Origin of the sequence: Desulfosudis oleivorans Hxd3, from assembly GCF_000018405.1 — a bacterium.
In the GTDB taxonomy this organism is placed as follows: Bacteria; Desulfobacterota; Desulfobacteria; order Desulfobacterales; family Desulfosudaceae; genus Desulfosudis; species Desulfosudis oleivorans.
In genome coordinates this window covers 3120512-3144545 of sequence record NC_009943.1, presented here as the reverse complement: position 1 = coordinate 3144545, position 24034 = coordinate 3120512, and the positions used below count along the sequence as shown (strand labels likewise).

Here is a 24034-nt window from a genome sequence, read left to right as displayed (position 1 = left end):
AGCGGCTGTAAAGCGCCTGTCCCCCCCGGTTTTTTTCGACCCTATTTTTATTTTATTGAAATGTCAATGGAAAATGAGTTATTGATCATACCCTATGAGGCAGCATCAGTGTGTGGGTAATCAGGGATAAAACCCGGCGGAGTTTTTTGGAGAACAGGAAGTGCAGACATGATCGATCCGAATAAAAACAGAATCCCGGATGATGTCAAAAATGTCCATTTGATTGCGGTGTGCGGAACGGCCATGGCGGCCCTGGCCTGCATGCTCAAGGAGCTGGGGTATGCGGTGACCGGGTCGGACAGAAATGTCTACCCGCCCATGAGCGATCTTCTGGCCCAAAATCAGATTCCCGTGGCCCGGGGGTTTGCCGCGGAAAACCTGGATAACCGGCCCGACCTGGTGGTGGTGGGCAATGCCGTGTCCAAAGACAATGCCGAGGTGGTGCGGCTGGCTGAGGCGGGCCTTGCCTACTGCTCCATGCCCCAGGCCATACAGCACTTTGCCGCAAAAGACCGGGAGGTGCTGCTGGTGTGCGGTACCCACGGCAAAACCACCGCCTCTTCTTTGCTGGCGTGGATGCTCTATTCCGCGGGCCTGGACCCGTCATTTGTGATCGGCGGCGTGGTAAAAGACTTTGGCGGCAACTATCGGCTGGGCAAGGGCCGGCACATGGTGATCGAGGGTGACGAGTATGACACCGCGTTTTTTGACAAGCGGTCCAAGTTTTTTCACTACCGGCCAAAGGTGGCCATTTTAACCGGCGTGGAGTTTGACCATGCCGATATTTTTGCCGACTTTGGGGCTGTTCGAAAAACCTTTGATAAGTTTATCGGCGGCCTTTTGCCGGAAAGCCTGCTTCTGGCATTTGATTCAGACCCGGTGGTGAGGGACCTGGTAAAAGGCCGGGCCTGCAATGTTAAAATGTACGGCAACCGGGACGATTCGGCGTGGCGGCTGGGCAGGGTGACATTACAGCCGCCGGCCAGCGTGGTGGAGATGATATGCGGCGATGCGGTGTTTGGCACGTTTGAGACCCGGCTGATCGGCCGGTACAACCTGTTAAACGCCCTGGCAGCCGCGGCCGCGGCCCACAGCGTGGGCGTGCCGGCGGAAGAGATAAAAAAAGCCCTGGCCACTTTTTCCGGGGTGCGGCGGCGGCAGGAGGTGCGGGGCGTGGTGCGCGGGGTTACGGTGATGGACGATTTTGCCCACCATCCCACGGCCGTGGCCGCGACCATTGCCGGGGTGAGGCCCTTTTACCCGGAGGGACGGCTGATCGCGGTGTTTGAACCCAGAACCAACACCAGCATGCGCAACGTGTTCCAGCAGGATTACGCAAAGGCCTTTGACCTGGCGGACATGGTGTGTGTCAGCCGGGTGCCCCTGCCGGAAAAGGTGCCTGAAGGCATGCGCTTTTCTTCACAGCAGCTGGCCGATGACCTTATAAAAAGCGGCAAGGAGGCGTACTGTTTTGACGGGGCCGACGCCATTGTGGATTTTTTAAAGGGCAGGGCAGCTGCCGGAGACGTGGTGCTGGTGATGTCCAACGGCGGGTTTGACAACATTCATGAGAAGCTGCTGGTCGGTCTTTAATAAGGCGAAGCAGTCTTGAACGCATTTTGTGTCATTGCGAGCGAAGCGAAGCAATCTTTGCCGTATGCGATAGAGATTGCTTCGTCGCTGCGCTCCTCGCAATGACGGGGCTGGAGGAGATTGCTTCGTCGCAAAGCTCTGCGCAATGACGGAGATTCGGTCAGGCCGGGTCTGTTCGGGGCGACGTCTGCCGGCCGGGCAATGAAACCATCAGCACCCCGCCGACAGGCCCGGTTTTCACAAGTCCCTTTTCTTCCAGAACCTGAACATGGGTATAGACCTCGGACACGGCCAGAAAAATCTCCAGGGGCAGCCGGGCCGTGCGCAGGTTGGGAAACAGCCGGCGGGCCACCTGGTAGATGCTCTGTTCTCCTTTTTCAAGAAGGGCAAGAATCAGCCGGTTCCGGTTCTGATAGCTGACCGTGTACATGCGCACCACCGCTTCCAGATCGGTGATGGCCCGGCCATGGGCCGGATAAACCACCGTGGGGGACAGGGCCCGCACCTTTTCAATGGAGCCGTAAAATTCCTTCTGGCTCAGCCGCCGGGGCAGGGGCTCGTTTTCCCGCAGCATGACAAAGGCGTTGGGCGTGATATGGGGCAGCACATGGTCCCCGGAAAAGAGCATGCCCGTGGCGTCATGGTACAGGCAGATGGAGTCCCGTGTGTGGCCCGGGGTTTCAATGACCCGGCAGGTATAATCGCCCATTTCCACGGAGTCCGGCTCTTTAATCCGGGTGGTCACCTCGCAGCTTTCCCCCATGGATGAAAACACAACGGAGAGGATGCGCATCAGGTGGCGAACGGCAAAAGGCACCCCCATCAGGGCCAGAAACGCCCCCATGGTCTGCCGGGAAACACCGATGCCCGTGGCAATGCTCACCGGCTGGGTGAAGTTGCCGGCAATGTCAACGGGCCGGCGGGCCGCACGCAGGATCTTCTGGACCGACCCGTAGTGGTCGATGTGGCTGTGGGTCAGCACGATGCGGCCAATGTCGCCGCAGCCCATGCCGTGCTCGGCCAGGGCCTTTTGCAGCACGCCGAAAGCCCCGGCGGTTCCGGTGTCCAACAGGGTAACGTTGTTTTTTCCGGTAAACAGGTAGACGTTGACCGGCCCCGGCTTGTCGCCGGTCAGGGGCAGCCGGATGGAAAAGATGCCGTTTGCGATCTTACGGCTGAGGGTGGCGCTTTTTTTCAACGAATCCCGCCTTTTTTGTAAGAGGGCCACACATCGCTTTGACAGCGGGCGTTTGCGCCGCGGCGCTGCCCGGCTTTTTCAAAGCGGACCGGTTTCAGGAACCGGCCAGCCGTTTCCGGAAAGCGCTCTTTTCGCCCTTTTCCATGTCTTCCAGGGCAAAGGCCAGGGCCGCCTCCAGCAGGGCCGACTTATTGTCGATTCTGGCCCCTTCGAGCTTGAGCTGGTAAAAGGTCCGGTCAAAGCGGTCCAGCAGCTCCGTGGCCAGGTAAAACCCGGCCTTCTTCTTGGCCGCGCCTGTTTTGGCCCCCCTGTGCCCGCCGGTGGCGGCGGTCACGGGATCGGGCCCGGCATCGTCAAAAAAATCAGGAATGGGTTTCTTGGTTTTTGCCATCTTCAATCACCTTTCGCACAAGAAGTCGATACCCCTCGGCGCTGACGGCGCCGGGCCGAAGTTCAAAAATCGTCTGTCCCCGGGCCGCGGCTTCGGACAGGCCGGTGTTATACCCGATGGGCGCGCACATCTGCCGGGCAAACCGTTTTTTCAACTGGCCCAGCACTTCGGGGCTGTGCCGGGTCCGCCGGTCAAACAGGGTGGGCAGCACATACTTGAGCCGCAGGGCCGGGTTCTGTTTCTGGGCCGACAGCAGGTAGGAAAAAAAGACCTTGAGCCCTTCCAGGGAGGGGGCCTGCATGGCCACCGGGCACAGGACTTCGTCGGCGGCCATCAGCACATTTACGCTCAGCACGTCCCAGCCCGGCGCGCAGTCAAATATCAGGTAGTCCAGCCCGTCCCCTTTGGGCACCAGGGCCGAGGCCAGCACCGCATGGCGCTGGTCCCGGGGATACTCGCCCAGCCGGTGCTTGAGCTCCACCAGGCCCATGCCGCCGGCCAGCAGCCAGAGGTTGTCCCGGGCCGGGAACAGGGCGCTGTTTTTGGATACCGGCTCACCCTTGCGGTTTTCGCCGGTGACAAATTCGTACACGCCGTGGGGCGGCTTGACCCCGAGAAATCCGGCGGCCTGGCCCTGGGTATCGCAGTCCACCAGCACCACGGTGGCGCCGGTCATGGCAAGGCCATGGGCAAGGGTGACGGCCGTGGTGGTTTTTCCCACCCCGCCCTTGGCCATGGCAACGGCAATTTTTCGCATAGGCTTCTTTTCTCCCTAATATGAATTCTTCTAAAGGAGAAGTACCACGCCGGCAGGCGGCACGCAAGAAAAAACTTGCCCGCTCTTTTCCCCCCCTGTAGACTGGCATCATGACACGCTACGAAAAACCCCACAATCAGCGGGCTGTGCCATGACCCCGGCGCCGGTGGCCTATAAGGGGGTGTATCCCTTTTCCCTGGCCTGCCCTTCCTTTGTCTATCCGGCGGGCTACGCGGAAAACGTCCGGCGCTTGGCGCCCCTGGTGGATGAGATCGAGCTGCTGCTGTTTGAAAGCGGGCCGGAACGCCTGCCCTCCGCCGGTGAAATCGGCGCGCTGAAAACCCTGGGCGGTTCCGGCGCCGTCGCCTATAACGTGCATCTGCCCATTGATGTCTCCATTGCCGCCGCTGATAGGGCCGAGGCCCGGGCCGCTGAAAAGGCCATCGGCGAGGCGGTGGACCGTTCACGGTCACTGGTTCCCACGTCATGGACCCTGCACGTTCCCTGTGACCAGCCTAACGGAACCCGGCCTTCCCGCATCTGGGAGGAGCGGGTCTGCCGGCGCCTTGAGCGGATTCTGGCGGCCCATTCTCTTCCCCCCCGGTCTCTGGCCCTTGAAACCCTGGACTACCCGCCCTTCTTTCTCTACGATATCGTGGAGACTCTGGACTGTTCGGTCTGCCTGGACATCGGGCATCTTGCGGTAAAAGGGTATGACAGCAGGGCCGCCTTTGATCTGTTCCGGGATCGCGTTGCCATTATTCATGCCCACGGCGCGTCCGGGGCTGAGGATCACCTGGCCCTGGATGTCCTTGCTGCCGGCCGGCAGCAGGAATTGCTTTACATGCTATCGAACTTTGCCGGCACCCTTTCACTGGAAGTGTTTTCCGCAGAGGCCCTCTTTGCCTCTCTGGACTGTCTGGACCGGCTGTGGCATACGTTTCAGAAAACCGGCAACTGTTGAATGGAATGGCCATGAGACGACCGCTTCGACGCGTGACCGTGGTGCTGTTGTGGGTGGCCCTGGCCATTGGCGTTGCATGGTTTTATGATTACCGGCGTTCCATGCAGTCCCTGTGGAAAATCCGGCAGCATGGCAAAATCGTCGTTCTGACGGAAAACAACGCCAACAGCTACTACATCTATAAAGAGACCCCCATGGGGTTTGAATATGATCTGGCAAAGGCCTTTGCCGGACATCTGGGTGTGGACCTGGAGGTCAAAACGCCGGGGTGGGATGCTCTGTTTGCCTCCCTGCAGCGGGGAGACGGCGATTTCATCGCGGCCAGCATGACCCACACCAGAAAACGCGAACAGTACGCCGATTTTTCCGAGCCCTATCTTTCGGTACGCCAGCACCTGATTCTTCACAAGTCCGACCACAGCATCGTAACACCGGCCGGCCTGGCCGGCCGGACGGTCCATGTGCGGGAGGACACCACCTACCAGCAGCGGCTGGAGGCGTTGCAGGCCGACGGCATCGACCTGCAACTGGTGCTTCACCGGAACACCCCCACCGAGGAACTGATCGAGCAGGTGGCCAAGAGACAAATCGACATCACCGTGGCCGATTCGGCCATCGCGCTGCTGAACCGGCGCTACTACCCGGACATCCGTATCGCCTTTCCCATTGAAAAGGAGCAGCCCCTGGCCTGGGCCGTACGCAAGGGAGACAGGGGCCTGCGGACCGAAATCAACCGCTTTTTTGACGAGATCAAAGAAAACGGGACCTTTACAAGAATTTATAACCGGTATTATACGGCAGTGGATACCTTTGATTACGTGGATGTCAAAAAATTCCACCAGCGAATCTACACCCGGCTCCCCCGGTTCCGGCCCCTGATTGAAAAGGCCGCGGACCGTCATGGTTTTGACTGGCAGATGATCGCGGCGGTGATCTACCAGGAGTCCCATTTTGACCCCTTTGCCCAGAGTCACACAGGGGTCAAGGGATTGATGCAGCTCACCCGGGTGACCGCGGAGGAGATGGGGGTGACCGACCGGTTCGATTTCGAGCAGAACATCACCGCCGGCGTGGCCTACCTGGCCAAATTGCGCCACCGGTTTGACGATATTGAGGATCCCCGCACCCGTCTGCTTTTTGCCCTGGCCAGTTATAACATCGGCTACGGCCATGTGCGGGACGCCCAGCAGATCGCCAAAAACATGGGCATGGACCCCAACCGGTGGCAGTCCCTGAAGGAGGTCCTGCCCCTGCTGCGAAACCGGGAGTATTACGCGGACACCACCTACGGGTACGCCAGGGGAAACGAGGCGGTCCGCTATATAGAGCGTATTCTTACCTACTACGATATTCTGAAACAGAAAAAGGCCGTCTGAGCGGCCATACCGCCCGCCTTTCACTGCGTGCTGATGCTTTTCCTGCGTCCTCCGCGTCTTTGCGGTGAAATTTAATTTTTCGGGGTTTCCTTATATTTTTCCGCCGGCCACCAGGCGGGCGAAGTGGTCAAAGGACCGGTCGTAGGTCCGCTCGGCGGTGTCGGGGAAACAGCAGCCGGGCAGTTCCCGGCTCCGTAAGTGATATTCAAGGCATTCGCAGCAGATTCCTTTTCTTGAGCACGGGTCATAGGTACAGTTGCAGCGGGTCATGTTCTGGTCTTTGCGGCACTCCATGGGGCCTCCTTTCGCGGGATTTCAGGTTCAAAACGATTCTTGATGCGGGCCGTTGTGTAAGGCTGTTATACCGTATCAGCCCGATGGTGTCCAGAAAGGACCGGCCGTAAAACCCCTTGACGGCAAACGGGTTTCGGCTGTATGGTTTGTTGTTTTTCGTGTGTGTTGGCAACATGTGGCACGTACGGCCCGGTTGTTGAATAACTATTTGATTTTAAGGTTTATTGTGAACATAAATTTAATGGAGACAGGCAATGCCAGCGGCAACCGATAGCGGCCCGCTTCGCATCGGCCTGCTCAGTTACAGAAGCAATCCCCACTGCGGGGGCCAGGGTGTCTATGTGCGCAACCTGAGCTACTGGCTTTCCCGCCTGGGCCATCAGGTGGAGGTGATTTCCGGCCCGCCCGACCCCCAGCTCAAGGACGGGGTCAAGCTGACCCACCTGCCGTGCCTGGACCTGTACAACCCGGAGGCGTTGTTCCGTATGCCGTCGCTGCGGGAGCTGGCCCGGCCCATCAATTTCATGGAGTGGTTCGGCGTCTCCACCATGGGATTTCCCGAGCCCTTCACCTTCGGGTTGCGGGCCTATCAGTTCATGCGTAACCGTTTCAAGGACTACGACATCATTCACGACAACCAGAGCCTGTCCTATGGACTGTGGGCCATCGGCCGGGTGGTGCCTGCCGTGGCCACCATTCACCACCCCATCACCGTGGACCGGGAGATCGCCATTCGCAGCGTCCGGTCAAAAGTGGGAAAGCTTCAGCAGATGCGGTGGTTTTCATTTCTGGGCATGCAGAAAAGGGTGGCACGGTCACTGCCCCGTATTATCACTGTTTCCGAGCGGGCCCAAAAAGACATCAGCAGGGACTTCGGGGTGCGGCCGGACCGGTTTTCCGTGATTCCCAACGGCATCAACACCGAGCTGTTTTATCCCATCGATGAGATTGCCCGGGAGCCGAACCGCATCATCGTGACCAACAGCGCGGACACGCCGTTAAAGGGGCTGTATCACCTGCTGCATGCCGTGGCAAAGATCGCGGCCCACCGGGAGGTCTTTCTTACCGTGATCGGCAAGCCCAAGGAAAACGGCGGCGTGGAGCGGCTGGTGAAAAAGCTGGGCATCGGCCCCCTGATCACCTTCACGGGCCGGATCAGCAACGAGGAATTTGTGCGCCAGTACGCCAGGGCCACGGTGGCCGTGGTGCCGTCGGTGTATGAAGGGTTCGGCCTGCCCGCCGGTGAAGCCATGGCGTGCAGAGTGCCGGTGATCAGCACCTCCGGCGGTGCCCTGCCCGAGGTGGTGGGGAACGCCGGTATTTTGGTGCCCCCGGAAAACCCCGAGGCCCTGGCCCGGGAGATCGTGCGGGTGTTCGACAACCCGGCCCTGGCCCGGGAACTGGGACAAAAAGGATACGAGCGGGTACATCGTCATTTCACATGGGAAAACGCCGCCAGAAAAACCGAGGCGGTTTACAGAGAGGTTATTCGTGGTCACCGCGGACTTCAGCAGGCTTAAAGTAAAACCCGGCGCAAGGATTTTAGACATCGGATGCGGCGAGGGCCGTCACACCTGTGCCGCCTACCGGCTCAAGGGCGTTACCGTGGTGGGCGCGGACCTGAACTTTAATTCCCTGGCAGTGGCCCGGGAGAAACTGCACTTTCACGATCAGCTGGGCGAACACGGCGGGGGGTGCTGGGGCCTGTCCGTGACCGACATCACCCGGCTTCCCTTTGCCGACGCCACCTTTGACGTGGTGATCTGTTCCGAGGTGCTGGAGCACATTCCAGCGGACCGGGACGCCATGGCCGAGCTGCTGCGCGTTCTCAAGCCGGGCAAGGACCTGGTGGTCAGTGTGCCCCGCTATTTTCCCGAGCGCATCTGCTGGATGCTGTCCGACGATTATGTCAATGCCAACCAGGGCCATGTGCGTATCTACGCCAAGACCCAGCTGGTTAGTCGCCTGGAGTCCCTGGGCGCAAGAACCTGGGCCAGCCATTTTGCCCACAGCCTGCACTCGCCCTACTGGTGGCTCAAGTGCCTGGTGGGGCCCACGCGTACCGATTCCATGGCCGTCAATCTCTATCACCGGTTTCTGACCTGGGACATCATGAAGCGGCCGAAAATCACCCGCTTTTCCAGCCGGCTGCTGAATCCGGTGATGGGCAAGAGCCTGGTGGTTTACCTGAAGAAGAATTCTGTATAGCGCCTTTTGCACCGCAAAGGCGCAAAGTCCGCAAAGGGGTATGTTTTTCGCTTTACGCGCAGCGTTCAGCTTTTTCTTTGCGTCCTTTGCGTCTCTGCGGTGAGATTTAATTTTTTGAGATTCTCAAGCCGATTTTTGTATTGTAAGATAAAGTAACATATCATCTGCCAGCCGCCATCAGGGCTGGCGCCCACTCAACAGGTCAAATTCTCACGACGGAGGATATCGCCATGATGATGACCGCCGAAGCCTATGAGGCTTCTCTTCGCAAGCTTAATCTCAAGGTTTACATGTTCGGCCAAAAGGTTTCCAACGTGGTGGACCATCCCATCATCCGCCCGTCCATGAACGCCGTGGCCAAGACCTATGAACTGGCCCACCGGCCCGAGCACGAGGCCATCATGACGGCCACCTCCCACCTGACCGGCAAAAAGATCAACCGGTTTACCCATATTCACCAGAGCACCGACGATCTGGTAAAAAAGACCCGCATGGGCCGGCTCCTGGGCGGGGCCACGGGCTGCTGCTTTCAACGGTGCGTGGGCATGGACTCGCTCAACGCCCTTTCCATGACCACCTTTGACATCGACGCCAAATACGGCACGGAATACAACAAGCGGTTTATCCGCTACCTTGAATACGTGCAGGAAAACGACCTGACCTGCGACGGCGCCATGACCGACCCCAAAGGAGACCGGTCCCTGCCGCCGCATAAACAGAAAGACCCGGACCTCTACCTCCGCGTGGTGGAGGTCAAACCCGACGGTATCGTGGTGAGGGGCGCCAAGGCCCACCAGACCGGGGCCGTAAACTCCCACGAGGTTATTGTCATGCCCACCATTTCCATGCGGGAGGAGGACAAAGACTACGCGGTCTCTTTTGCCCTGCCCAGTGACGCCGAGGGCATCACCTACATCATGGGCCGCCAGTCCTGCGACACCCGCAAGCTGGAGATGGGCACCATCGACCGGGGCAACCCCTTTTTCGGGGGGCACGAGGCCCTGGTAGTGTTTGACGATGTGTTCGTGCCCAACGACCGCATTTTCATGCTCAAAGAATTCGAGTTTGCCGGCCACCTGGTGGAGCGGTTTGCCTCCTACCACCGCCAGAGCTATGCCTGCAAGGTAGGGGTGGGGGACGTGCTCATCGGCGCGTCCCAGACCATTGCCGAGTACAACGGCGCGGAAAAGGCCCATCACATCAAGGACAAGATCGTTGAGATGAACCATTTGAACGAGTCCCTGTTCTGCGGGTCTCTGGCCTGCGCCGCCACCGGCCACAAAGAGCCCAGCGGGACTTATTACGTGAACAACCTGCTGGCCAACGTATTCAAGCAGAACGTGACCCGGTTTCCCTACGAGCTTTCCCGGCTGGCCCAGGATATTGCCGGCGGCCTGATGGTGACCCTGCCATCCGAGCAGGATTTTAACGATCCCGAAACCGGGCCGGTGCTGAAAAAGTATTTTCAGACACGGGACGGGGTTTTGCCCGAAAACCGGGCCCGTATCCTGCGGCTGATTGAAAATATCACCCTGGGAACGGCGGCGGTGGGCTACCTCACCGAATCCATGCACGGCGCGGGATCTCCCCAGGCCCAGCGGATCATGATCTCCCGGCTGGCCAACATGGAGGAGAAAAAGAAAAAGGCCAAAGCCCTCTGTGGTATCAAGGACAATGACCAGTAAGGCCCAATCCGTCCGCGTCGTGTTTTGCGGCGGGTGCAACGCCGGGTATGACCGGGTGGCAACGGCGGAAGATATCCGGCGGCGCCTGAAGGCGGACGAAGCGTTTACGGTGACTGATGACGGGCAGCCGGATGTCGTGGTGGCGGTGTGCGGATGCACCTGCGCCTGTGTTGATGAAACGGCGTTTGGCAATGCCCGGATTGTGCCGGTGACCGATGAAAAAACGGCTCGCGATATTCTGGCTACTTTGAAAAAGACCGGTGCCCCATCCGACATGCCGGACCCTGAGGACTGTGTCATAATTTAAAAAAAACAATATTTAGTCATTGCGAGCGAAGCGAAGCAATCTTGAACGTCCAACTGATAAGGGCTTAGCAAGAGATTGCTTCGTCGCTTTGCTCCTCGCAATGACAAAAAATGAATTACGACACAGTCTCTCCGACCCGGCATCCAGTTAAATCTGATCGGCACTTTGACATCGGGATCGGGTTCGCAATCGAATTACAATCAGGAATAAAGCATGTCGATACCGATCCCGATAGCGATACCGATTTAAATGGAAGGCAAGAGACGCATATGACATTTCAGCAGACCCGGAAAATCGACTATTTTCAGACCGCCACCGACGGCCGGATCAAGCTGGACGCCCTGATGCGCATTCTGCAGAACGCGGCACTGGACCATGTGCACGAGGCCGATCGGGATACCCGGGTGATCATTGCCGCCGGTTATGCCTGGATTTTAAACAAGGTCATTCTTGATCTTGCCCGTTATCCGTTATATGGCGAAACTGTCACGGTGAACACCTGGCACCGGGGCATCCGGGGGTTCAAGTCCTACCGGGAGTATGAAATTCTGGCGGGAAAGGAGAGGGTGGCCACGGCGGCCAGCTCCTGGTTGTTTTTGGACCTGGCCCGGCGCAAGGTGGTCAAGGTGCCCAAAGAGACCGACGACCTTTACGGCGTGGTGCCGGCCATGGCCCTGGACCGGGACATCGAGGCATGGAAGCCGAACAAGAACCTGGTGCCCGAAGAGAGCATGGAGATCATCACCCGGCGTTCGGATTATGATATGCTGGGCCATGTGAACAACGCTGTCTATTTTGACTACCTGGACACCCTGCTCGGAAACCAGGTGGGAGACACCTTCGGGGTCCGCACGGTTGCCATTCAGTACAACCGGGAGATCGGCCGGCAGGTGAAGCGCATTCAGGCCGGCCTGGCCCGGCGGGAAAACGGGGCCTGCGCCTACACCTTTTTTGACGCGTCAGGAGTCTATGCCTGCGGCGACATCGTTCTGGCCTGACCATATTGTATCAAAATCGGGATCGCTATCGGGATCGGGATCGGCATCGGAAATCCCCGTCTCGCACAAATTTTTAAACACCTTTGTTTTTCACCCACAGGAGACATCCATGGCCAATACCGTCATCAATGACATCCAGGCGCTTCTGGAAAAAAGGGGGATTCCTGTTTTCGGCGTTGCCAGTGCGGACCTGCTTAACCAAACCGCGCCTGAGGGTTTTCGGCCCGGGGATATGCTGCCTGAAGCCCGGTCTGTGGTGATCCTGGCCAGGCCCCTGCCCCTGTCAGTTTTCCAGACGCCGCGCAATAACGGGTTTTATTCTTTTTATACGGCCGCCTTTCACACCTACTACCAGGCCACCAATGACGCGGCCAACGCCGCCTGCCTGATGCTGGAGGCCGCCGGCCACGCGGCCCTGCCCATCCCCTCTTATGGCCCGCTGAAGTTTCACAACGGCGAACCCCGGGGCCTGATCAGCCTGAAGCACGCGGCCGTGGCAGCGGGCCTGGGCAAGATGGGCAAAAACACGCTGCTGATCCATCCGGAAAAGGGAAACATTCTGCGCCTGGGCGGGTTGATCACCACCATGGACTGGCCGGCCACCGGCCCGGCCGAGTTCCCAAAGCTCTGCCCGGACAACTGCCATAAGTGCATGGACGCCTGCCCGGTGGGGGCCCTGTCGGAAAAAGGCATCGACAAGATGCAGTGCATGGGCAACTGCATAAAGCACACCCTGATGCCGCCACGCTGGGTGCTGTCGGCCATCCGCTGGCCGGTGGGAAAAAGCCGGTTTCTGACCGGTCTGATGGACCTGTTTGCCTTAAGCTTTTTTGACAGCTACGGGGTCTCCTGTTTTGCCTGCCTCAAGGCATGCCCCCATTTTCCGGAAAACCGGAAAAATTCGCCGCATTGATCAGCCGGCCGGCACCGGTTGTTCTTTTGGGGGCGCTTTCTGATAGAGAAACCAGTGCCATCCTGACCCGTAACCGCTGTATCGATATTCACCAAAAAGAGCATAGCTGCCGATATACGGCATGACGATGAGCGGCAGCGGCTGTTTTTCAGGTCTCCAGCTGAAGGTAATAAACCAGTCCGGCTGCTGCTGCTCCCATTCCGAAGGTTTGGCATATTGAATCTCTGGAGAAGAGGGCAGAAAGCGGCGGTAGAACAAGATCAGTCGCATCATTTTATAATAATCATTACCACTGATTACCACTTTGTCTCCGTCTGAATGCTCGATAATGGCTTCCAGGGCGGCTTTGTAATGTCCGCGCCCGTTTAAAAGCAGGGAAACCATCGGCTGTGCATTACCGGCGATAAAGAGCGCCACCAGAAAGATTGCCATCCATTTGTTCCATTTGCCGCTGGTGACCAGTGTGCCCAGAAGACGGGCTGTAAGCAGGTAAAAAAAGGGCAGGCAGATGGTGAGATACCGTGGGGAGAAGTAAGAGGGACGGGTGATACCCACAATCAGTACCGGTATGGCGATCAATGACGCGACAAAAAAAGACCACAGCCGGTTTTGTTGCCGAAAAAGCAGAAAGCACCCCGCGACCATGATGAGAGCCGTAACAGTGAAGGCAACAACGGCAATTTTTGGTTTCCATATATGGCCGAAAGGAAGGGACAGGCTTTGCAGGATGTTTTGCGCTTTTGAAACTTCTGGTCCGCCGCCGATCATCATTGGAGAAAAAAACCAGAGGTACAGGACTGTCATGAAGATAGCGGGTGGGCCGTAGATGAAAAACAGCCGGATAGTTTGTGTGTAGAGTTTTTGTCCCCGTTTATGCGCCACGGAGAACAGAGTCAGGGAATAAGAAAGCATCGCAAAGAAGATGATAACAAACGTGGCATGGGCAAGGATTCCCAACACGCACGCGGCCCAGAACAGCAGCAGGGTCAGCGTCTTGAGCGGATCTCCAACGTGTAGCAGGCAGGCAAAGGCCAGTAGAGAGAAAAAGATGGCCGGCGCATATCCACGGGCCTCGGAAAACATGAGAATCAGTTGAAAAGAAGATCCACAAAGTACCAGTGCCAGTATCGCATCCCGGTTCCCCCAGAGCTTTCGGGCGATATGGCCCAACAGCAGAAAAGAGCCGATACCTGAAAGGATGGAAAGCAGGCGATAAACGATAAAGTGCGTCTGATTGCCGGCCAGATATAAAAAGAGCGTGTTTAACAGATGGTTGTTGTCGTGTTTAAAAAAAAACAGTTCCAGAGGGGTTCTCGCGTTTTCGGCAAAAAGTATGGACCATACTTCGTCATGCCATAAATCCCCGCGGGCCGACAGAATCATCAGAACAGAAGCTCCGGTCACAAGAAGAAGGGGAAGGGTTTTTGAAACCCAGAGACTGGAAAACTGTTTTTGGGGACCGGCGCCGGGGGTCATTTCCGTTGCAGCACCCCCAGGGTCTTTACCCGGGAGTGGGGATTAAAGAGGCCGGAGGAAAGGGCCATTTTGTAGACCTCGTGCGGGGCCTGGCCCCCTTCATCGGGATTTTCAAAAATATCGTGAATCAGCAGCAGACCGCCGGGAATAATGTGTTGCGCCCAGCATCGGTAGTCGGTGGTGGCGGTTTCAAGGGAGTGGCCGCCGTCAATGAACACCAGGGAAAGGGGTGTGGCCCATCCTTTTGCCGCCGTGGTCGAACTGCATACAATAGGCACCACAGTGTCGGCAAGCCCGGCTTTTTCGATGGCTGAAAGAAAAAAGGGAAGGGTGTTGATCTGTCCGGCCCGGTGATCAAAAAGCGCGGGGTCAAAATATTCTTCGCCGGGCTGCTGCTCTTCAGAACCCCGGTGGTGGTCGATGGAAAAAAGAAGGGCGTTGTTCTCCCGGCAGGCAGCCCCCAGGCATACCGCCGATTTTCCGCAGTAGCTGCCCACCTCCAGGCAGGGGCCGGCAACGCTGGACCAGAGCGCCATGTCGTAGAGGTGCCGGGCCTCGTCATTGTCAAGAAAGCCTTTGATGTTTTTTAAATCATCAGGATCAAAACTCATTTGCCGCCGTCCATGTCCTCAAGGTTTGAAATCAGTACTTCCCGTTGTTTGACCCCGTCCGAAGGCCCCACCACGCCCTGTTGTTCCATTACCTCAATAATGCGGGCGGCCCGGTTGTAGCCGATGCGCAGGTGGCGCTGGATCATGGAGATGGAGGCTTGCCGGGTTCGGCTCACCAGGGCCACGGCCTCGTCGTACCGGTCGTCGAACTCCAGGTCTCCGTCGGCTTCTTCAGCCGCCGGCGGCGCCAGGGTCACGCTTTCGTCAAACTCCGGCTCTTTCTGCTTTTTAAGGAATTCGATGATGCGATTGACCTCGTCTTCGGAGATAAACGCGCCATGAATCCGCTGAAGCTTGCCTGTGCCCGGCGGCAGGTAGAGCATGTCGCCGCTGCCCAGCAGGCTTTCCGCGCCGTTGGTGTCCAGAATGGTGCGCGAGTCGATCTTGGACGACACCTGAAAGGAGATGCGGGTGGGAAAGTTGGCCTTGATCACGCCGGTGATCACGTTCACCGACGGCCGCTGGGTGGCCAGGATCAGGTGGACGCCCGCGGCCCGGGCCATCTGGGCAAGCCTTGCCAGGGCGGTCTCCACATCCCGGGAGGCCACGGCCATGAGGTCGGCAAACTCGTCGATGATGATGACGATGTAGGGGAGCTTCTCATCGTCGGGATGGTCGCTCTCCTTTTCTATCTTTTTGTTGTACTGAGCGATGTTGCGCACTTGCTTTGACGCCAGTTTTTCATACCGCTCCTCCATTTCCCGGACGGCCCAGTTCAGGGCGTTGGTGGCCTTTTTCATGTTGGTCACCACCGGGGCGATCAGGTGGGGAATGCCGTCGTACAGGGAGAGCTCGATGCGTTTGGGGTCGATCATCAGCAGCTTGACCTCGTCGGGCCGGGCCTTGTAGAGCAGGCTGCAGATCATGGTGTTCAGGGCCACGCTTTTGCCCGAGCCCGTGGAGCCGGCCACCAGCAGGTGGGGCATCTTGTCCATCTCCACGGCCACGGGCTCGCCCACGATGTCCTTTCCCAGGCAGAGGGTGAGCCTGGACTTTGATTTTTCAAAGGACTGGGAGACGATGATCTCTTTTATGCGTACCACCTCCCGCTCGGCATTGGGTATCTCGATACCGATGACCGACTTGCCGGGAATGGGGGCCACGATGCGAATGGAAATGGCCCGCAGGGCCAGGGCCAGGTCGTCGGACAGGTTGACAATCCGGTTGATCTTTACACCGGGCGCGGGCCGGTATTCAAAGGTGGTGACCACCGGGCCGGGCGATATTTCGGTGACCTCACCGCTGATGCCGAAGTCTTCCAGCTTTTTTTCCAGCAGCTTGGCCTGCATGTGCAGGCTGTCGTCATCCATGGAGGCGGGTCGCTTGTCCGGGTCAGTGAGAAACTTGACCGACGGCAGGTCAAAGGGGCCCGACGGGCTCATGAAATCGAACTCTTTCTGCTTGGGCGCGGGAACCGGCGGAACCGCCGTCACCGGCGCCGGTGCCTTGATGACAATTTCCCGTTCGGGCTTCTGGGCCTGTTTTTTCTGAACTTCGGCCCGTTTTTCCGCTTTCAGTTTTCTTTCCCGCCGAATGATGTAGCGCGTGCGAAGGGCGTCATAGAGGCGGCGGCCCAGGGCGTAACACCTTCGGCCGAAGCGCACCGGGGAGAAGCCGGTGGCGATGATCAGGCCCGTCAGGAACAGCAGAAAGGCGATAAAGGCGCCCCCGGCCGGCCCGGCATAGCTTACCAGCAGGTCTTTTAAGGGAATGCCGGTGATGCCGCCGGCGGGAAACCGGCTGCCCATCAGGGAATAGATATCCTGCCGCAGGGCGAACAGGCAGCCGGTGGCGATAATCAGCAGCAGCCCGCCCAGGGCGATGGGCAGAATGGTTTTGGCCGGCCTGCCGCCCAGCACCCGCATGCCGGCAAGAAACAGCAGAAAGGGAATCCAGAAGGCCCCCAGGCCGAAACCGGAGAGCAGCAGCCCCGCGGTGTAGGCCCCCAGCACGCCGAAGAAGTTATGAATGTCTCCCGGCCCCCGGGCGTGATTGATGGAGGGGTCGGCCGGGCTGAAGGTCAGCAGGCTGACCGTGGTCAGTACCACCAGAAACAGGATCAGAATACCACCGAGTTCTTTTCGCATAAGCCGTTTTATTCCACAAAAGCGAACAGGTTATCCCGGATATTTCATGAAATGTCCAGATTATGTGGCATCATACCTCAATCATCACAGGAATGACAACCGGCCGCCGTTTGATGGTGAATTTGAAATACTGCCGCAGGGCGCTTTTCATCTGGGTTTCGATCACCGAGACGCGGTCGGGCATGTCCGGCCGCACCTCCTCCAGGATTTCCAGGATCACGCACTGGGCATCCTCCAGGATATGGCCCTTCAGGTTCTGAAACACAAACCCCCTGGACAGCAGTTCCGGCCCGTGAACCACGATGCCGGTCTCCTCATCAAATACGATCACCACCACCACGATGCCGTCTTCAGCCAGCTCTTTTCTTTCCCGCAGCACACTGCTGCCCACGTCGCCCACGCCCTTGCCGTCCACCAGCACCCGGCCGGTGGTGATGTGGTCTTTGGTCCGGACACCGGTTTCGTCGAATTCGATCACCAGGCCGTTGTCCGGAAGAATGATGTTTTCTTCGGGAATGCCGGCCTGTTTGGCCAGGCGAGCGTGGTGGATCAGGTGGCGCCGCTCGCCGTGGACGGGAATAAAGTATGTCGGGTTGACCATCTGCATCATCTCTATCAGCTCTTCCCGAAAAGCATGGCCGGACACGTGAATATCGGAAATCTTTTCATAGACCACGTCCGCGCCCTGTTCATAGAAGTGGTTGATGATGCTGGTGATGGCCCGTTCGTTACCGGGAATGAATTTGGACGAAAGAATGATGGTATCCCCCGGCCGGGTCTTGATCATCTTGTTGCTGCCCGTGGCCATGCGGGCAAGGGAGCTCATGGGTTCGCCCTGGCTGCCGGTGGTGATCACCACCACCTCGTCGTCGGGAACCTCGTCAATCTGCCGAATGTTCATCTCGATGCCGTCCGGCAGGCGCAGGTAATCCAGATCCCTGGCGATCTGGGTGCTGGTTTCAATGCTGCGGCCGTCAAAGATCACTTTTCGGTTATGTTTTTCGGCGATGTCGACGATCTGCTGAATGCGCACGATGTTGGAGGCAAACAGCGCCACAATGGCCCGGCCCGGGCTTTTTGCGATAATTTTCTCAAGGGTTTCACCCACGGCCATGTCCGAAATGGTGCGGCCGTCCTTTTCCACGTTGGTGGAGTCGGACAGCAGGGCCAGAATCCCCTGGCCCCCGTACCACACAAACTTGTCCACGTCGGTGTTCATCCAGGGAAAGGCGCTCTGGCTGAGCTTGAAATCGCCGGAATGGACCACGGTGCCCACCGGCGTCTTGATGGCCATGCCCACACCATCCACCACGCTGTGGTTGACCCGCATGAAGTCCAGCTCAAAGGGGCCGATGCGCAGGAATTCATCCAGGGAAATGGTGTGGAGCCGGGCGTTGGCCAGCAGGCCCGCCTCTTCAAGTTTGTGCCTGACCAGGCCCAGGGTGAAGGGGGTGCCGAAGATGGGCACGTTCATGTCCCGCAGCAGGTAGGGAATGGCGCCGATGTGGTCTTCGTGCCCGTGGGTCAGCACCACGGCGGCGAAGTTCTTCCCCTTTTCCCGAATATAGTCCATGTCCGGCAGCACGATGTCCACCCCCAGCATGTATCCTTCAGGAAACATCAGGCCCGCGTCGATGGCAAAGGCGGTGTCGCCGTATTCGATCACCGTCATGTTCAGGCCGATTTCCCGTGTTCCGCCCAGGGGCGTGATTTTCAGCATGTTGTATCCCGGATGTTTCACGAGTTGATTTGGTTATAGTTCATTGCAGAACATCGCGCTTTATTTAAGTATTTATTCATGTCGAAAAATTTCATGCAAGATTCGGGATCGGGTCAGGTGATGATGCCCAGCCGTTCCAGGAGAGAATCCATATAGGTCATCAGCCACTCCCGCTGGCCGGCGGTGGCATAGGTGATGCAGTCGCAGCGAATTTTTTGGGGTGCGCGGACCAGCAGTTCACAGGAAATACGGGTCTCGTCCAGTTCCACGGCAAAACAGTGGGGCCGGCAGTCGGTGTGACGCCGCTGGGTGTCGGAAAGTAACTCCAGGGGAACCGGTACAAAGTAAATGTTTTCCATGGCGGACGGGCCGACGGTATCGTCCAGGAAAGACCGGATTTTTTCGTATTCTCCGGGCCTTAACTCGTCGATCACATATTGTTTCATGGGTTTTGTACTAACATAGATTGTGGTATAGTGCAATAATTTAGAAAATCAGCAAAAGGTGAAGCCGTCCATGAACCGTTCCGCATCCACGGATGTTGTATCCATGCCTTCCGGCCTTGACGACCTAAGGCGGGAGATCACCCGCACCGACAGGGAGCTTCTGGCCCTGCTCAACCATCGTGCCCGGCTCTGCCGCCAGGTGGGCCGGGTCAAGTCGGCCGCCGACCAGGCGGTGTTCAAGCCCTTTCGGGAAAAGGAGGTGCTTGAAGGGCTGGTGGCGGAAAACCCCGGAGACCTTCCCGACGACCACCTGCGCACCATCTACCGGGAGATCCTTTCATCCTCCCGGCGCTTGCAGCAACCCCAGAAGGCGGTCTACCTGGGGCCGGAAGGCACCTTTTCCTATTTTGCCGGCCGGGAGCTGCTGGGCAGCAGCACCGACTTTGAACCCTGCCCCAGCCTGGAGACGGTGTTTGCCGCGGTTGCCGGCAAAAAGGCCGACCTGGGCATCGTGCCCCTGGAAAACTCCCTTTCCGGCAGCGCCGGCCAGAACCTGGATCTTTTTCTCCGCTACGGTGTGCATATTCAGGCTGAAATCTACCTGCGTATCAGCTATCACCTGGTAGGGGCCGGCACCGGACTTGCCGGTATTCAGACCGTTTACTCACACCCCCGGGCCATTGACCAGTGCGCGGCCTGGCTTTCGAGCCATCTGCCCGAGGCCCATGTGGTGTTTGTGGGCAGCACGGCCGCCGCGGCCCGTGAGGCGGCGGGCCGGCCTGACTGCGTCGCCGTGGGCCACCGCCAGCTGGCCGCCATGTTTTCCCTCAACCTGCTGGCCGGGCCCGTCGAAGACGCGCCGGACAACTGGACCCGATTCATCGTCATCGGTCACCAGGCCCCTGCCGGCGGCAGCCGGGACAAGACATCAATTCTGTTCACCCTGCCGGACAAGTCCGGGGCCCTGGTCAGTGTGCTTTCCGTTCTGGCCAGAGGGGGCATCAACATGAAAAAACTTGAATCCCGGCCCATGCGGTCTGAAAAATGGCAGTACCTGTTCTTCGCGGACCTGGAGTGCGACCTCTCCGATGACGAGTATGCCGACCTTCAGGCCGAACTGGTTGAAAACTGCCAGACCCTGCGGGTGCTGGGGAGCTATCCTGCGGGGCTGCATCTGAACGACTGCTGATGGCTTCGTGAAAAGCCCAGTTTCTGCGTTGCGCGGATATAGCGCCTTTCGAAATCGGTATCGGGATCGCTATCGGTATCGGTATCGAAACCATAGTGGCTGAACAATCAAGAGCAAGAGCAGGAGCAAGAGTAAAAGTAAGCGTAAGATGATAAGGTATAGCGGTCATAATTTTTCAGGAATAACGAGATGAAAACCATAGGACTGGTGGTAAAGACCGATCCCGAGGCGGCCCGCAACGCTGATGAACTGGAAAAATGGCTGGCCGGCCGGGGCGTGGGAGTGGTGCGCACGGGCAGCGTTTCAGACGACAGAAAGGCACCGGTAGACCTGGGGTGCGTGTTTGTGCTGGGGGGCGACGGCACTTTTTTGAGCGCGGCCCGGTGGATCGGGGACGCCCCCATACCGCTGGTGGGCATCAAGTTCGGCGGCGTGGGCTTTCTGTCTGAAACCGTGGAGGACGACCTCTTCTCCGCGGCTGAAAAGATTTTAAAAGGCGAGTTTACCATTGCAAAGCGCATGCGCCTGCGGGTGACCATTTATGAAAATGGCCAGGAACAGGCCCGGCGCACGGTGTTAAACGACGTGGTGATCAACAAGGGGGCCCTGGCAAGGCTGGCCCATATTCACACCTTTGTGGACGGCTACGACCTGACCACCTACCACGGCGACGGCCTGATTGTTTCCACGCCCACCGGCTCCACCGCTTATTCCCTGGCCGCCGGCGGGCCGGTGATTCACCCGGCCGTGCCCGGTATCATTTTAACTCCCATCTGTCCCTTTACCCTGACCAACCGGCCCCTGGTGGTGCCGGACTCGGTGCGCATCGAGCTGCGCCTGGCCCAGTCGCCGTCGGACATCATGGTCACCCTGGACGGCCAGGAGGGGTTTGAAATGACGGAAGGTCATCGTCTGATGATCGAAAAAGCGGCCCACCCGGTGCACATGATCATCCTGCCGGGCCAGCGTTATTTTGACGTGCTGAAAACCAAGCTCAAGTGGGGTGGGGGACCGGCGGGGTATTAAGGAGTTTCCATTACTCCGTCGCTTCCGGCGAAAAGACCTTTCCGTGCCGGGCACTGGCTTTTTCCCAGTAAATTTCCTTTTTGACCTGTTTTTTCAGGTTTCTCAGGGTGTTTATGGGCTGAGTGGTGGAAAAGGCGTTGAGCAGCCAGCCCGGCAGAGCAATGCCCGGGTCCGCGATGGCGATGTAGGTGAAGGCTGATGTGTTCGGGCCGGTGGTGGTGTAGGTGAAAATGCCGTCCATCACCGGCATTCTGACGCGGCCGTTTTTTTCCGTCTCCGGGTCCATTCCCCAGACAGCGGCCTCTTCCACACTGCGAATGGAATCCACGCGAGTCTCTACGGTTCCCGCCTCCCAGTCCGCCGTTGTGACGACCCTGGACACGGCATCCCGGTCATTCAGAGGCCAGGGCAGGTCCACCACGTGGTAGCTGATTTTGTCATAATCATTGAACCGGTGGATGGTTCTCTGTAACAGGCAGTCGCCGAACCACTCATGGTAGCTGTCCGCATCGTCCATCACCTCGTAGATCACCTCCACGGGGGCCTCGACTTCACACCGGGCCCGAAGCTGCTTCATTTTAAATTCGTCCAGGGGCCGGTTTTCGACAACGATTCCGTTTTCGTCTGAAACGGTCCGCCACCCGTTGTCCGCCGCGTCATCAGCAAAAGCGCCAAACTGTGCGGTTGAAAAAATCAGCAGGAAAAGCAGAACAGGTTTGAGTCTCATGCGGCCGCACTCCTTTTTCAGGTGAATGGTTTTTTCGAACAGGGTTTCATGTTTCATACGCTGCCGGCTGGATTTTTTCAACCCTCATTTTACAGGCAGCCGGGCTTGAAGCATCTGGCGGATCACCGTGTCCTCCCAGTGACGGTTCTGGTGTCTTGCCACCCATGATTCATATCATTTGAGACGGTGGCGGGCAAGAGGGTGACCTGTTCCACTTATAAGAGGTATTGGCAGGGCGGCCGGTTTATGATACATCCTGATTGCGCATGTTCGATGCGTTGCCTCGCAAAAGATTACAAATCCCATTTTCAGGAGCCAGTATGAGCACGGAAGCCGAAAAAATCATCTACACCATGGTGCGGGTCAACAAGTTTCACCAGACCCGGCAGGTTTTAAAAGACATTTCGTTGTCCTATTTTTACGGGGCCAAGATCGGGGTCCTGGGCCTCAACGGCTCGGGCAAAAGCTCGCTTCTGCGGATCATGGCCGGGGTGGATGCCGAGTTTGACGGCCAGGCCGTGCTGTCCCCGGGGTATACCCTGGGGTTCCTGGAGCAGGAGCCGCAACTGGATCCGGAAAAAACCGTCCGGGCCGTTGTGGAGGAGGGCATGAGCGAGACCGTGGCCCTGATCAACGAGTACAACGCCATCAGCGAAAAGTTTGCCGAGCCCATGGATGACGATCAGATGAACCAGCTCATCGAACGCCAGGGTGTGCTTCAGGAAAAGATCGACCACCTGGACGCCTGGGACATCGACGCGCGCCTGGAGATGGCCATGGACGCCCTGCGCTGCCCGGCCGGCGACACGCCCATCAAGGTGCTGTCCGGCGGCGAGAAACGGCGGGTGGCCCTCTGCCGTTTGCTGCTTCAGAAACCGGACATCCTGCTGCTGGACGAGCCCACCAATCACCTGGACGCGGAAACCGTGGCCTGGCTGGAGCGGCACCTTCAGGACTATGCCGGCACGGTCATCGCCGTGACCCATGACCGCTATTTTCTGGACAACGTGGCCGGCTGGATTCTGGAGCTGGACCGGGGAAAAGGTGTTCCCTGGAAGGGCAACTACTCCTCCTGGCTGGAGCAGAAACAGACCCGCCTGCAGCAGGAGGAAAAAACCGAATCCCAGCGGCAGAAGACGTTGCAGCGGGAGCTGGACTGGATTCACATGTCGCCCAAGGGCCGGCACGCCAAGTCCAAGGCCCGCATCACCGCCTATGAGAACCTGCTCAGCCAGGAGCATGAAAAAGCGGCCGGGGACCTGGAAATCTACATTCCGCCGGGCCCGCGCCTGGGCAAGGTGGTGATCGAGGCCCAGGGGGTGAGCAAGGCCTATGGCAACCGGCTCCTGTTTGAAGAGATGAACTTTGCCCTGCCGGCGGGCGGCATCGTGGGCGTGATCGGCCCCAACGGCGCGGGCAAGACCACCCTGTTTAAAATGATCAACGGCGCGGAGACACCGGATACCGGCACCCTTCGCGTCGGTGAGACCGTGAAGCTGGCTTATGTGGACCAGGACCGCCAAAGCCTGGATCCGAATAAGTCCATCTGGGAGGTGATTTCCGGCGGGGCCGATATACTTGCCCTGGGCAACCGGGAGGTCAACTCCCGGGCCTATGTGTCCCGGTTCAACTTTGCCGGCGCCGACCAGCAGAAGAAAACATCCATGATTTCCGGCGGGGAGCGCAACCGGGTCCACCTGGCCTGTATGCTCAAAGAGGGCGGCAATGTCATCCTGCTGGATGAGCCCACCAACGACCTGGACGTGAACACCATGCGGGCACTGGAAGAGGCCCTGGAAAATTTCGGCGGCTGCGCCGTGGTGATCAGCCATGACCGCTGGTTTTTAGACCGTATCGCCACCCACATTCTGGCCTTTGAGGGGGACAGCCGGGTGGTCTGGTTTGAAGGCAACTACTCCGACTACGAGGCGGACCGCAAGCGGCGGCTGGGCAAGGCGGCGGACCAGCCCCACCGGATCAAGTACCGGCCCCTGACCCGTTAACCCGG

The 24034-nt window shown here is 58.4% G+C and carries 22 protein-coding genes; 12 read left to right on the top strand and 10 right to left on the bottom strand.

Annotated features, from left to right (window positions below; genetic code table 11):
* The first annotated feature begins 168 nt into the window (after positions 1 to 168).
* Positions 169 to 1593, top strand: a complete 1425-nt coding sequence (mpl, locus tag DOLE_RS13345) for a UDP-N-acetylmuramate:L-alanyl-gamma-D-glutamyl-meso-diaminopimelate ligase (protein WP_012176016.1) — start codon at positions 169 to 171, stop codon at positions 1591 to 1593.
* Between the two features lie 160 nt (positions 1594 to 1753).
* Here the strand turns inward: mpl and DOLE_RS13340 are convergent, their stop codons facing one another.
* The 3 genes from DOLE_RS13340 to DOLE_RS13330 form a co-directional block, all read right to left on the bottom strand.
* Positions 1754 to 2791, bottom strand: a complete 1038-nt coding sequence (locus DOLE_RS13340; protein ID WP_012176015.1) for an MBL fold metallo-hydrolase — start codon at positions 2789 to 2791, stop codon at positions 1754 to 1756.
* A 94-nt stretch (positions 2792 to 2885) separates the two neighbouring features.
* Positions 2886 to 3182, bottom strand: a complete 297-nt coding sequence (locus tag DOLE_RS13335) for a hypothetical protein (RefSeq protein WP_012176014.1) — start codon at positions 3180 to 3182, stop codon at positions 2886 to 2888.
* Positions 3154 to 3939, bottom strand: coding sequence for a ParA family protein (locus tag DOLE_RS13330; protein ID WP_012176013.1), 786 nt, complete (start codon positions 3937 to 3939; stop codon positions 3154 to 3156). The genes DOLE_RS13335 and DOLE_RS13330 overlap by 29 nt, the downstream gene beginning before the upstream one ends.
* A gap of 151 nt (positions 3940 to 4090) precedes the next feature.
* Between DOLE_RS13330 and cbiR the strand changes: the two genes are divergently transcribed.
* Positions 4091 to 4903, top strand: a complete 813-nt coding sequence (gene cbiR / locus DOLE_RS13325; RefSeq protein WP_012176012.1) for a cobamide remodeling phosphodiesterase CbiR — start codon at positions 4091 to 4093, stop codon at positions 4901 to 4903.
* A gap of 11 nt (positions 4904 to 4914) precedes the next feature.
* Complete coding sequence (gene mltF, locus DOLE_RS13320; protein WP_041280570.1) at positions 4915 to 6279, top strand: membrane-bound lytic murein transglycosylase MltF; 1365 nt, start codon at positions 4915 to 4917, stop codon at positions 6277 to 6279.
* Between the two features lie 90 nt (positions 6280 to 6369).
* Here mltF and DOLE_RS13315 read toward each other — a convergent pair whose 3' ends face one another.
* Positions 6370 to 6573 (bottom strand): DUF6485 family protein, encoded by a 204-nt coding sequence (locus tag DOLE_RS13315; protein WP_012176010.1) that lies wholly within the window; start codon positions 6571 to 6573, stop codon positions 6370 to 6372.
* A gap of 254 nt (positions 6574 to 6827) precedes the next feature.
* Between DOLE_RS13315 and DOLE_RS13310 the strand changes: the two genes are divergently transcribed.
* The 6 genes from DOLE_RS13310 to DOLE_RS17565 all read left to right on the top strand — a co-directional run bounded on the left by DOLE_RS13310 (position 6828) and on the right by DOLE_RS17565 (position 12684).
* A complete protein-coding gene (locus DOLE_RS13310; RefSeq protein WP_012176009.1) occupies positions 6828 to 8093 on the top strand; it encodes a glycosyltransferase family 4 protein in 1266 nt (421 codons plus the stop codon).
* The gene (locus DOLE_RS13305; protein WP_012176008.1) at positions 8065 to 8781 is read left to right on the top strand and encodes a class I SAM-dependent methyltransferase; all 717 of its coding nucleotides are present in this window, start codon (positions 8065 to 8067) and stop codon (positions 8779 to 8781) included. Before DOLE_RS13310 ends, DOLE_RS13305 begins: the two co-directional genes overlap by 29 nt.
* Before the next feature lie 230 nt (positions 8782 to 9011).
* Complete coding sequence (locus DOLE_RS13300; RefSeq protein WP_012176007.1) at positions 9012 to 10466, top strand: 4-hydroxyphenylacetate 3-hydroxylase family protein; 1455 nt, start codon at positions 9012 to 9014, stop codon at positions 10464 to 10466.
* Positions 10456 to 10773 (top strand): hypothetical protein, encoded by a 318-nt coding sequence (locus DOLE_RS13295; protein WP_012176006.1) that lies wholly within the window; start codon positions 10456 to 10458, stop codon positions 10771 to 10773. The genes DOLE_RS13300 and DOLE_RS13295 overlap by 11 nt, the downstream gene beginning before the upstream one ends.
* Positions 10774 to 11042: 269 nt before the next feature.
* On the top strand, positions 11043 to 11771 hold the full coding sequence (locus tag DOLE_RS13290; RefSeq protein ID WP_041280569.1) for an acyl-[acyl-carrier-protein] thioesterase: 729 nt from the start codon (positions 11043 to 11045) through the stop codon (positions 11769 to 11771).
* 109 nt (positions 11772 to 11880) lie between these two features.
* Positions 11881 to 12684 (top strand): epoxyqueuosine reductase, encoded by an 804-nt coding sequence (locus DOLE_RS17565; protein ID WP_012176004.1) that lies wholly within the window; start codon positions 11881 to 11883, stop codon positions 12682 to 12684.
* Here the strand turns inward: DOLE_RS17565 and DOLE_RS13280 are convergent, their stop codons facing one another.
* The 5 genes from DOLE_RS13280 to DOLE_RS13260 all read right to left on the bottom strand — a co-directional run bounded on the left by DOLE_RS13280 (position 12685) and on the right by DOLE_RS13260 (position 19084).
* On the bottom strand, positions 12685 to 13767 hold the full coding sequence (locus tag DOLE_RS13280; RefSeq protein ID WP_153304432.1) for a hypothetical protein: 1083 nt from the start codon (positions 13765 to 13767) through the stop codon (positions 12685 to 12687).
* A 389-nt stretch (positions 13768 to 14156) separates the two neighbouring features.
* Positions 14157 to 14771 (bottom strand): class I SAM-dependent methyltransferase, encoded by a 615-nt coding sequence (locus DOLE_RS13275; RefSeq protein WP_012176002.1) that lies wholly within the window; start codon positions 14769 to 14771, stop codon positions 14157 to 14159.
* Positions 14768 to 16918, bottom strand: a complete 2151-nt coding sequence (locus DOLE_RS13270; RefSeq protein WP_012176001.1) for a DNA translocase FtsK — start codon at positions 16916 to 16918, stop codon at positions 14768 to 14770. The genes DOLE_RS13275 and DOLE_RS13270 overlap by 4 nt, the downstream gene beginning before the upstream one ends.
* A gap of 70 nt (positions 16919 to 16988) precedes the next feature.
* Positions 16989 to 18638 carry a ribonuclease J gene (locus DOLE_RS13265; RefSeq protein WP_012176000.1) on the bottom strand — a complete coding sequence of 550 codons (1650 nt, stop codon included), beginning with the start codon at positions 18636 to 18638 and terminating at the stop codon, positions 16989 to 16991.
* A 113-nt stretch (positions 18639 to 18751) separates the two neighbouring features.
* Positions 18752 to 19084, bottom strand: coding sequence for a hypothetical protein (locus DOLE_RS13260; protein WP_012175999.1), 333 nt, complete (start codon positions 19082 to 19084; stop codon positions 18752 to 18754).
* Positions 19085 to 19154: 70 nt separating this feature from the next.
* On the opposite strand from DOLE_RS13260, the gene pheA reads away from it, so the two are divergent.
* Both pheA and DOLE_RS13250 read left to right on the top strand, forming a co-directional pair.
* Complete coding sequence (gene pheA, locus DOLE_RS13255) at positions 19155 to 20273, top strand: prephenate dehydratase (RefSeq protein ID WP_012175998.1); 1119 nt, start codon at positions 19155 to 19157, stop codon at positions 20271 to 20273.
* A 189-nt stretch (positions 20274 to 20462) separates the two neighbouring features.
* A complete protein-coding gene (locus tag DOLE_RS13250) occupies positions 20463 to 21299 on the top strand; it encodes an NAD(+)/NADH kinase (RefSeq protein WP_012175997.1) in 837 nt (278 codons plus the stop codon).
* 10 nt (positions 21300 to 21309) lie between these two features.
* Here the strand turns inward: DOLE_RS13250 and DOLE_RS13245 are convergent, their stop codons facing one another.
* Positions 21310 to 22083, bottom strand: a complete 774-nt coding sequence (locus tag DOLE_RS13245) for an START domain-containing protein (RefSeq protein WP_012175996.1) — start codon at positions 22081 to 22083, stop codon at positions 21310 to 21312.
* Between the two features lie 263 nt (positions 22084 to 22346).
* Between DOLE_RS13245 and ettA the strand changes: the two genes are divergently transcribed.
* Positions 22347 to 24029, top strand: a complete 1683-nt coding sequence (gene ettA / locus DOLE_RS13240) for an energy-dependent translational throttle protein EttA (protein WP_012175995.1) — start codon at positions 22347 to 22349, stop codon at positions 24027 to 24029.
* Positions 24030 to 24034: the final 5 nt, after the last annotated feature.

Excerpts from the sequence above, each read along its gene's own strand:
- mpl (WP_012176016.1), top strand. The coding sequence starts at position 169 with ATGATCGATCCGAATAAAAACAGAATCCCGGATGATGTCAAAAATGTC.
- DOLE_RS13335 (WP_012176014.1), bottom strand. The coding sequence starts at position 3,182 with ATGGCAAAAACCAAGAAACCCATTCCTGATTTTTTTGACGATGCCGGG.
- DOLE_RS13330 (WP_012176013.1), bottom strand. The coding sequence starts at position 3,939 with ATGCGAAAAATTGCCGTTGCCATGGCCAAGGGCGGGGTGGGAAAAACC.
- cbiR (WP_012176012.1), top strand. The coding sequence starts at position 4,091 with ATGACCCCGGCGCCGGTGGCCTATAAGGGGGTGTATCCCTTTTCCCTG.
- mltF (WP_041280570.1), top strand. The coding sequence starts at position 4,915 with ATGAGACGACCGCTTCGACGCGTGACCGTGGTGCTGTTGTGGGTGGCC.
- DOLE_RS13315 (WP_012176010.1), bottom strand. The coding sequence starts at position 6,573 with ATGGAGTGCCGCAAAGACCAGAACATGACCCGCTGCAACTGTACCTAT.
- DOLE_RS13310 (WP_012176009.1), top strand. The coding sequence starts at position 6,828 with ATGCCAGCGGCAACCGATAGCGGCCCGCTTCGCATCGGCCTGCTCAGT.
- DOLE_RS13300 (WP_012176007.1), top strand. The coding sequence starts at position 9,012 with ATGATGATGACCGCCGAAGCCTATGAGGCTTCTCTTCGCAAGCTTAAT.
- DOLE_RS13295 (WP_012176006.1), top strand. The coding sequence starts at position 10,456 with ATGACCAGTAAGGCCCAATCCGTCCGCGTCGTGTTTTGCGGCGGGTGC.
- DOLE_RS13290 (WP_041280569.1), top strand. The coding sequence starts at position 11,043 with ATGACATTTCAGCAGACCCGGAAAATCGACTATTTTCAGACCGCCACC.
- DOLE_RS17565 (WP_012176004.1), top strand. The coding sequence starts at position 11,881 with ATGGCCAATACCGTCATCAATGACATCCAGGCGCTTCTGGAAAAAAGG.
- DOLE_RS13280 (WP_153304432.1), bottom strand. The coding sequence starts at position 13,767 with ATGTTTTCCGAGGCCCGTGGATATGCGCCGGCCATCTTTTTCTCTCTA.
- DOLE_RS13275 (WP_012176002.1), bottom strand. The coding sequence starts at position 14,771 with ATGAGTTTTGATCCTGATGATTTAAAAAACATCAAAGGCTTTCTTGAC.
- DOLE_RS13270 (WP_012176001.1), bottom strand. The coding sequence starts at position 16,918 with ATGCGAAAAGAACTCGGTGGTATTCTGATCCTGTTTCTGGTGGTACTG.
- DOLE_RS13265 (WP_012176000.1), bottom strand. The coding sequence starts at position 18,638 with ATGCTGAAAATCACGCCCCTGGGCGGAACACGGGAAATCGGCCTGAAC.
- DOLE_RS13260 (WP_012175999.1), bottom strand. The coding sequence starts at position 19,084 with ATGAAACAATATGTGATCGACGAGTTAAGGCCCGGAGAATACGAAAAA.
- pheA (WP_012175998.1), top strand. The coding sequence starts at position 19,155 with ATGAACCGTTCCGCATCCACGGATGTTGTATCCATGCCTTCCGGCCTT.
- DOLE_RS13250 (WP_012175997.1), top strand. The coding sequence starts at position 20,463 with ATGAAAACCATAGGACTGGTGGTAAAGACCGATCCCGAGGCGGCCCGC.
- DOLE_RS13245 (WP_012175996.1), bottom strand. The coding sequence starts at position 22,083 with ATGAAACATGAAACCCTGTTCGAAAAAACCATTCACCTGAAAAAGGAG.
- ettA (WP_012175995.1), top strand. The coding sequence starts at position 22,347 with ATGAGCACGGAAGCCGAAAAAATCATCTACACCATGGTGCGGGTCAAC.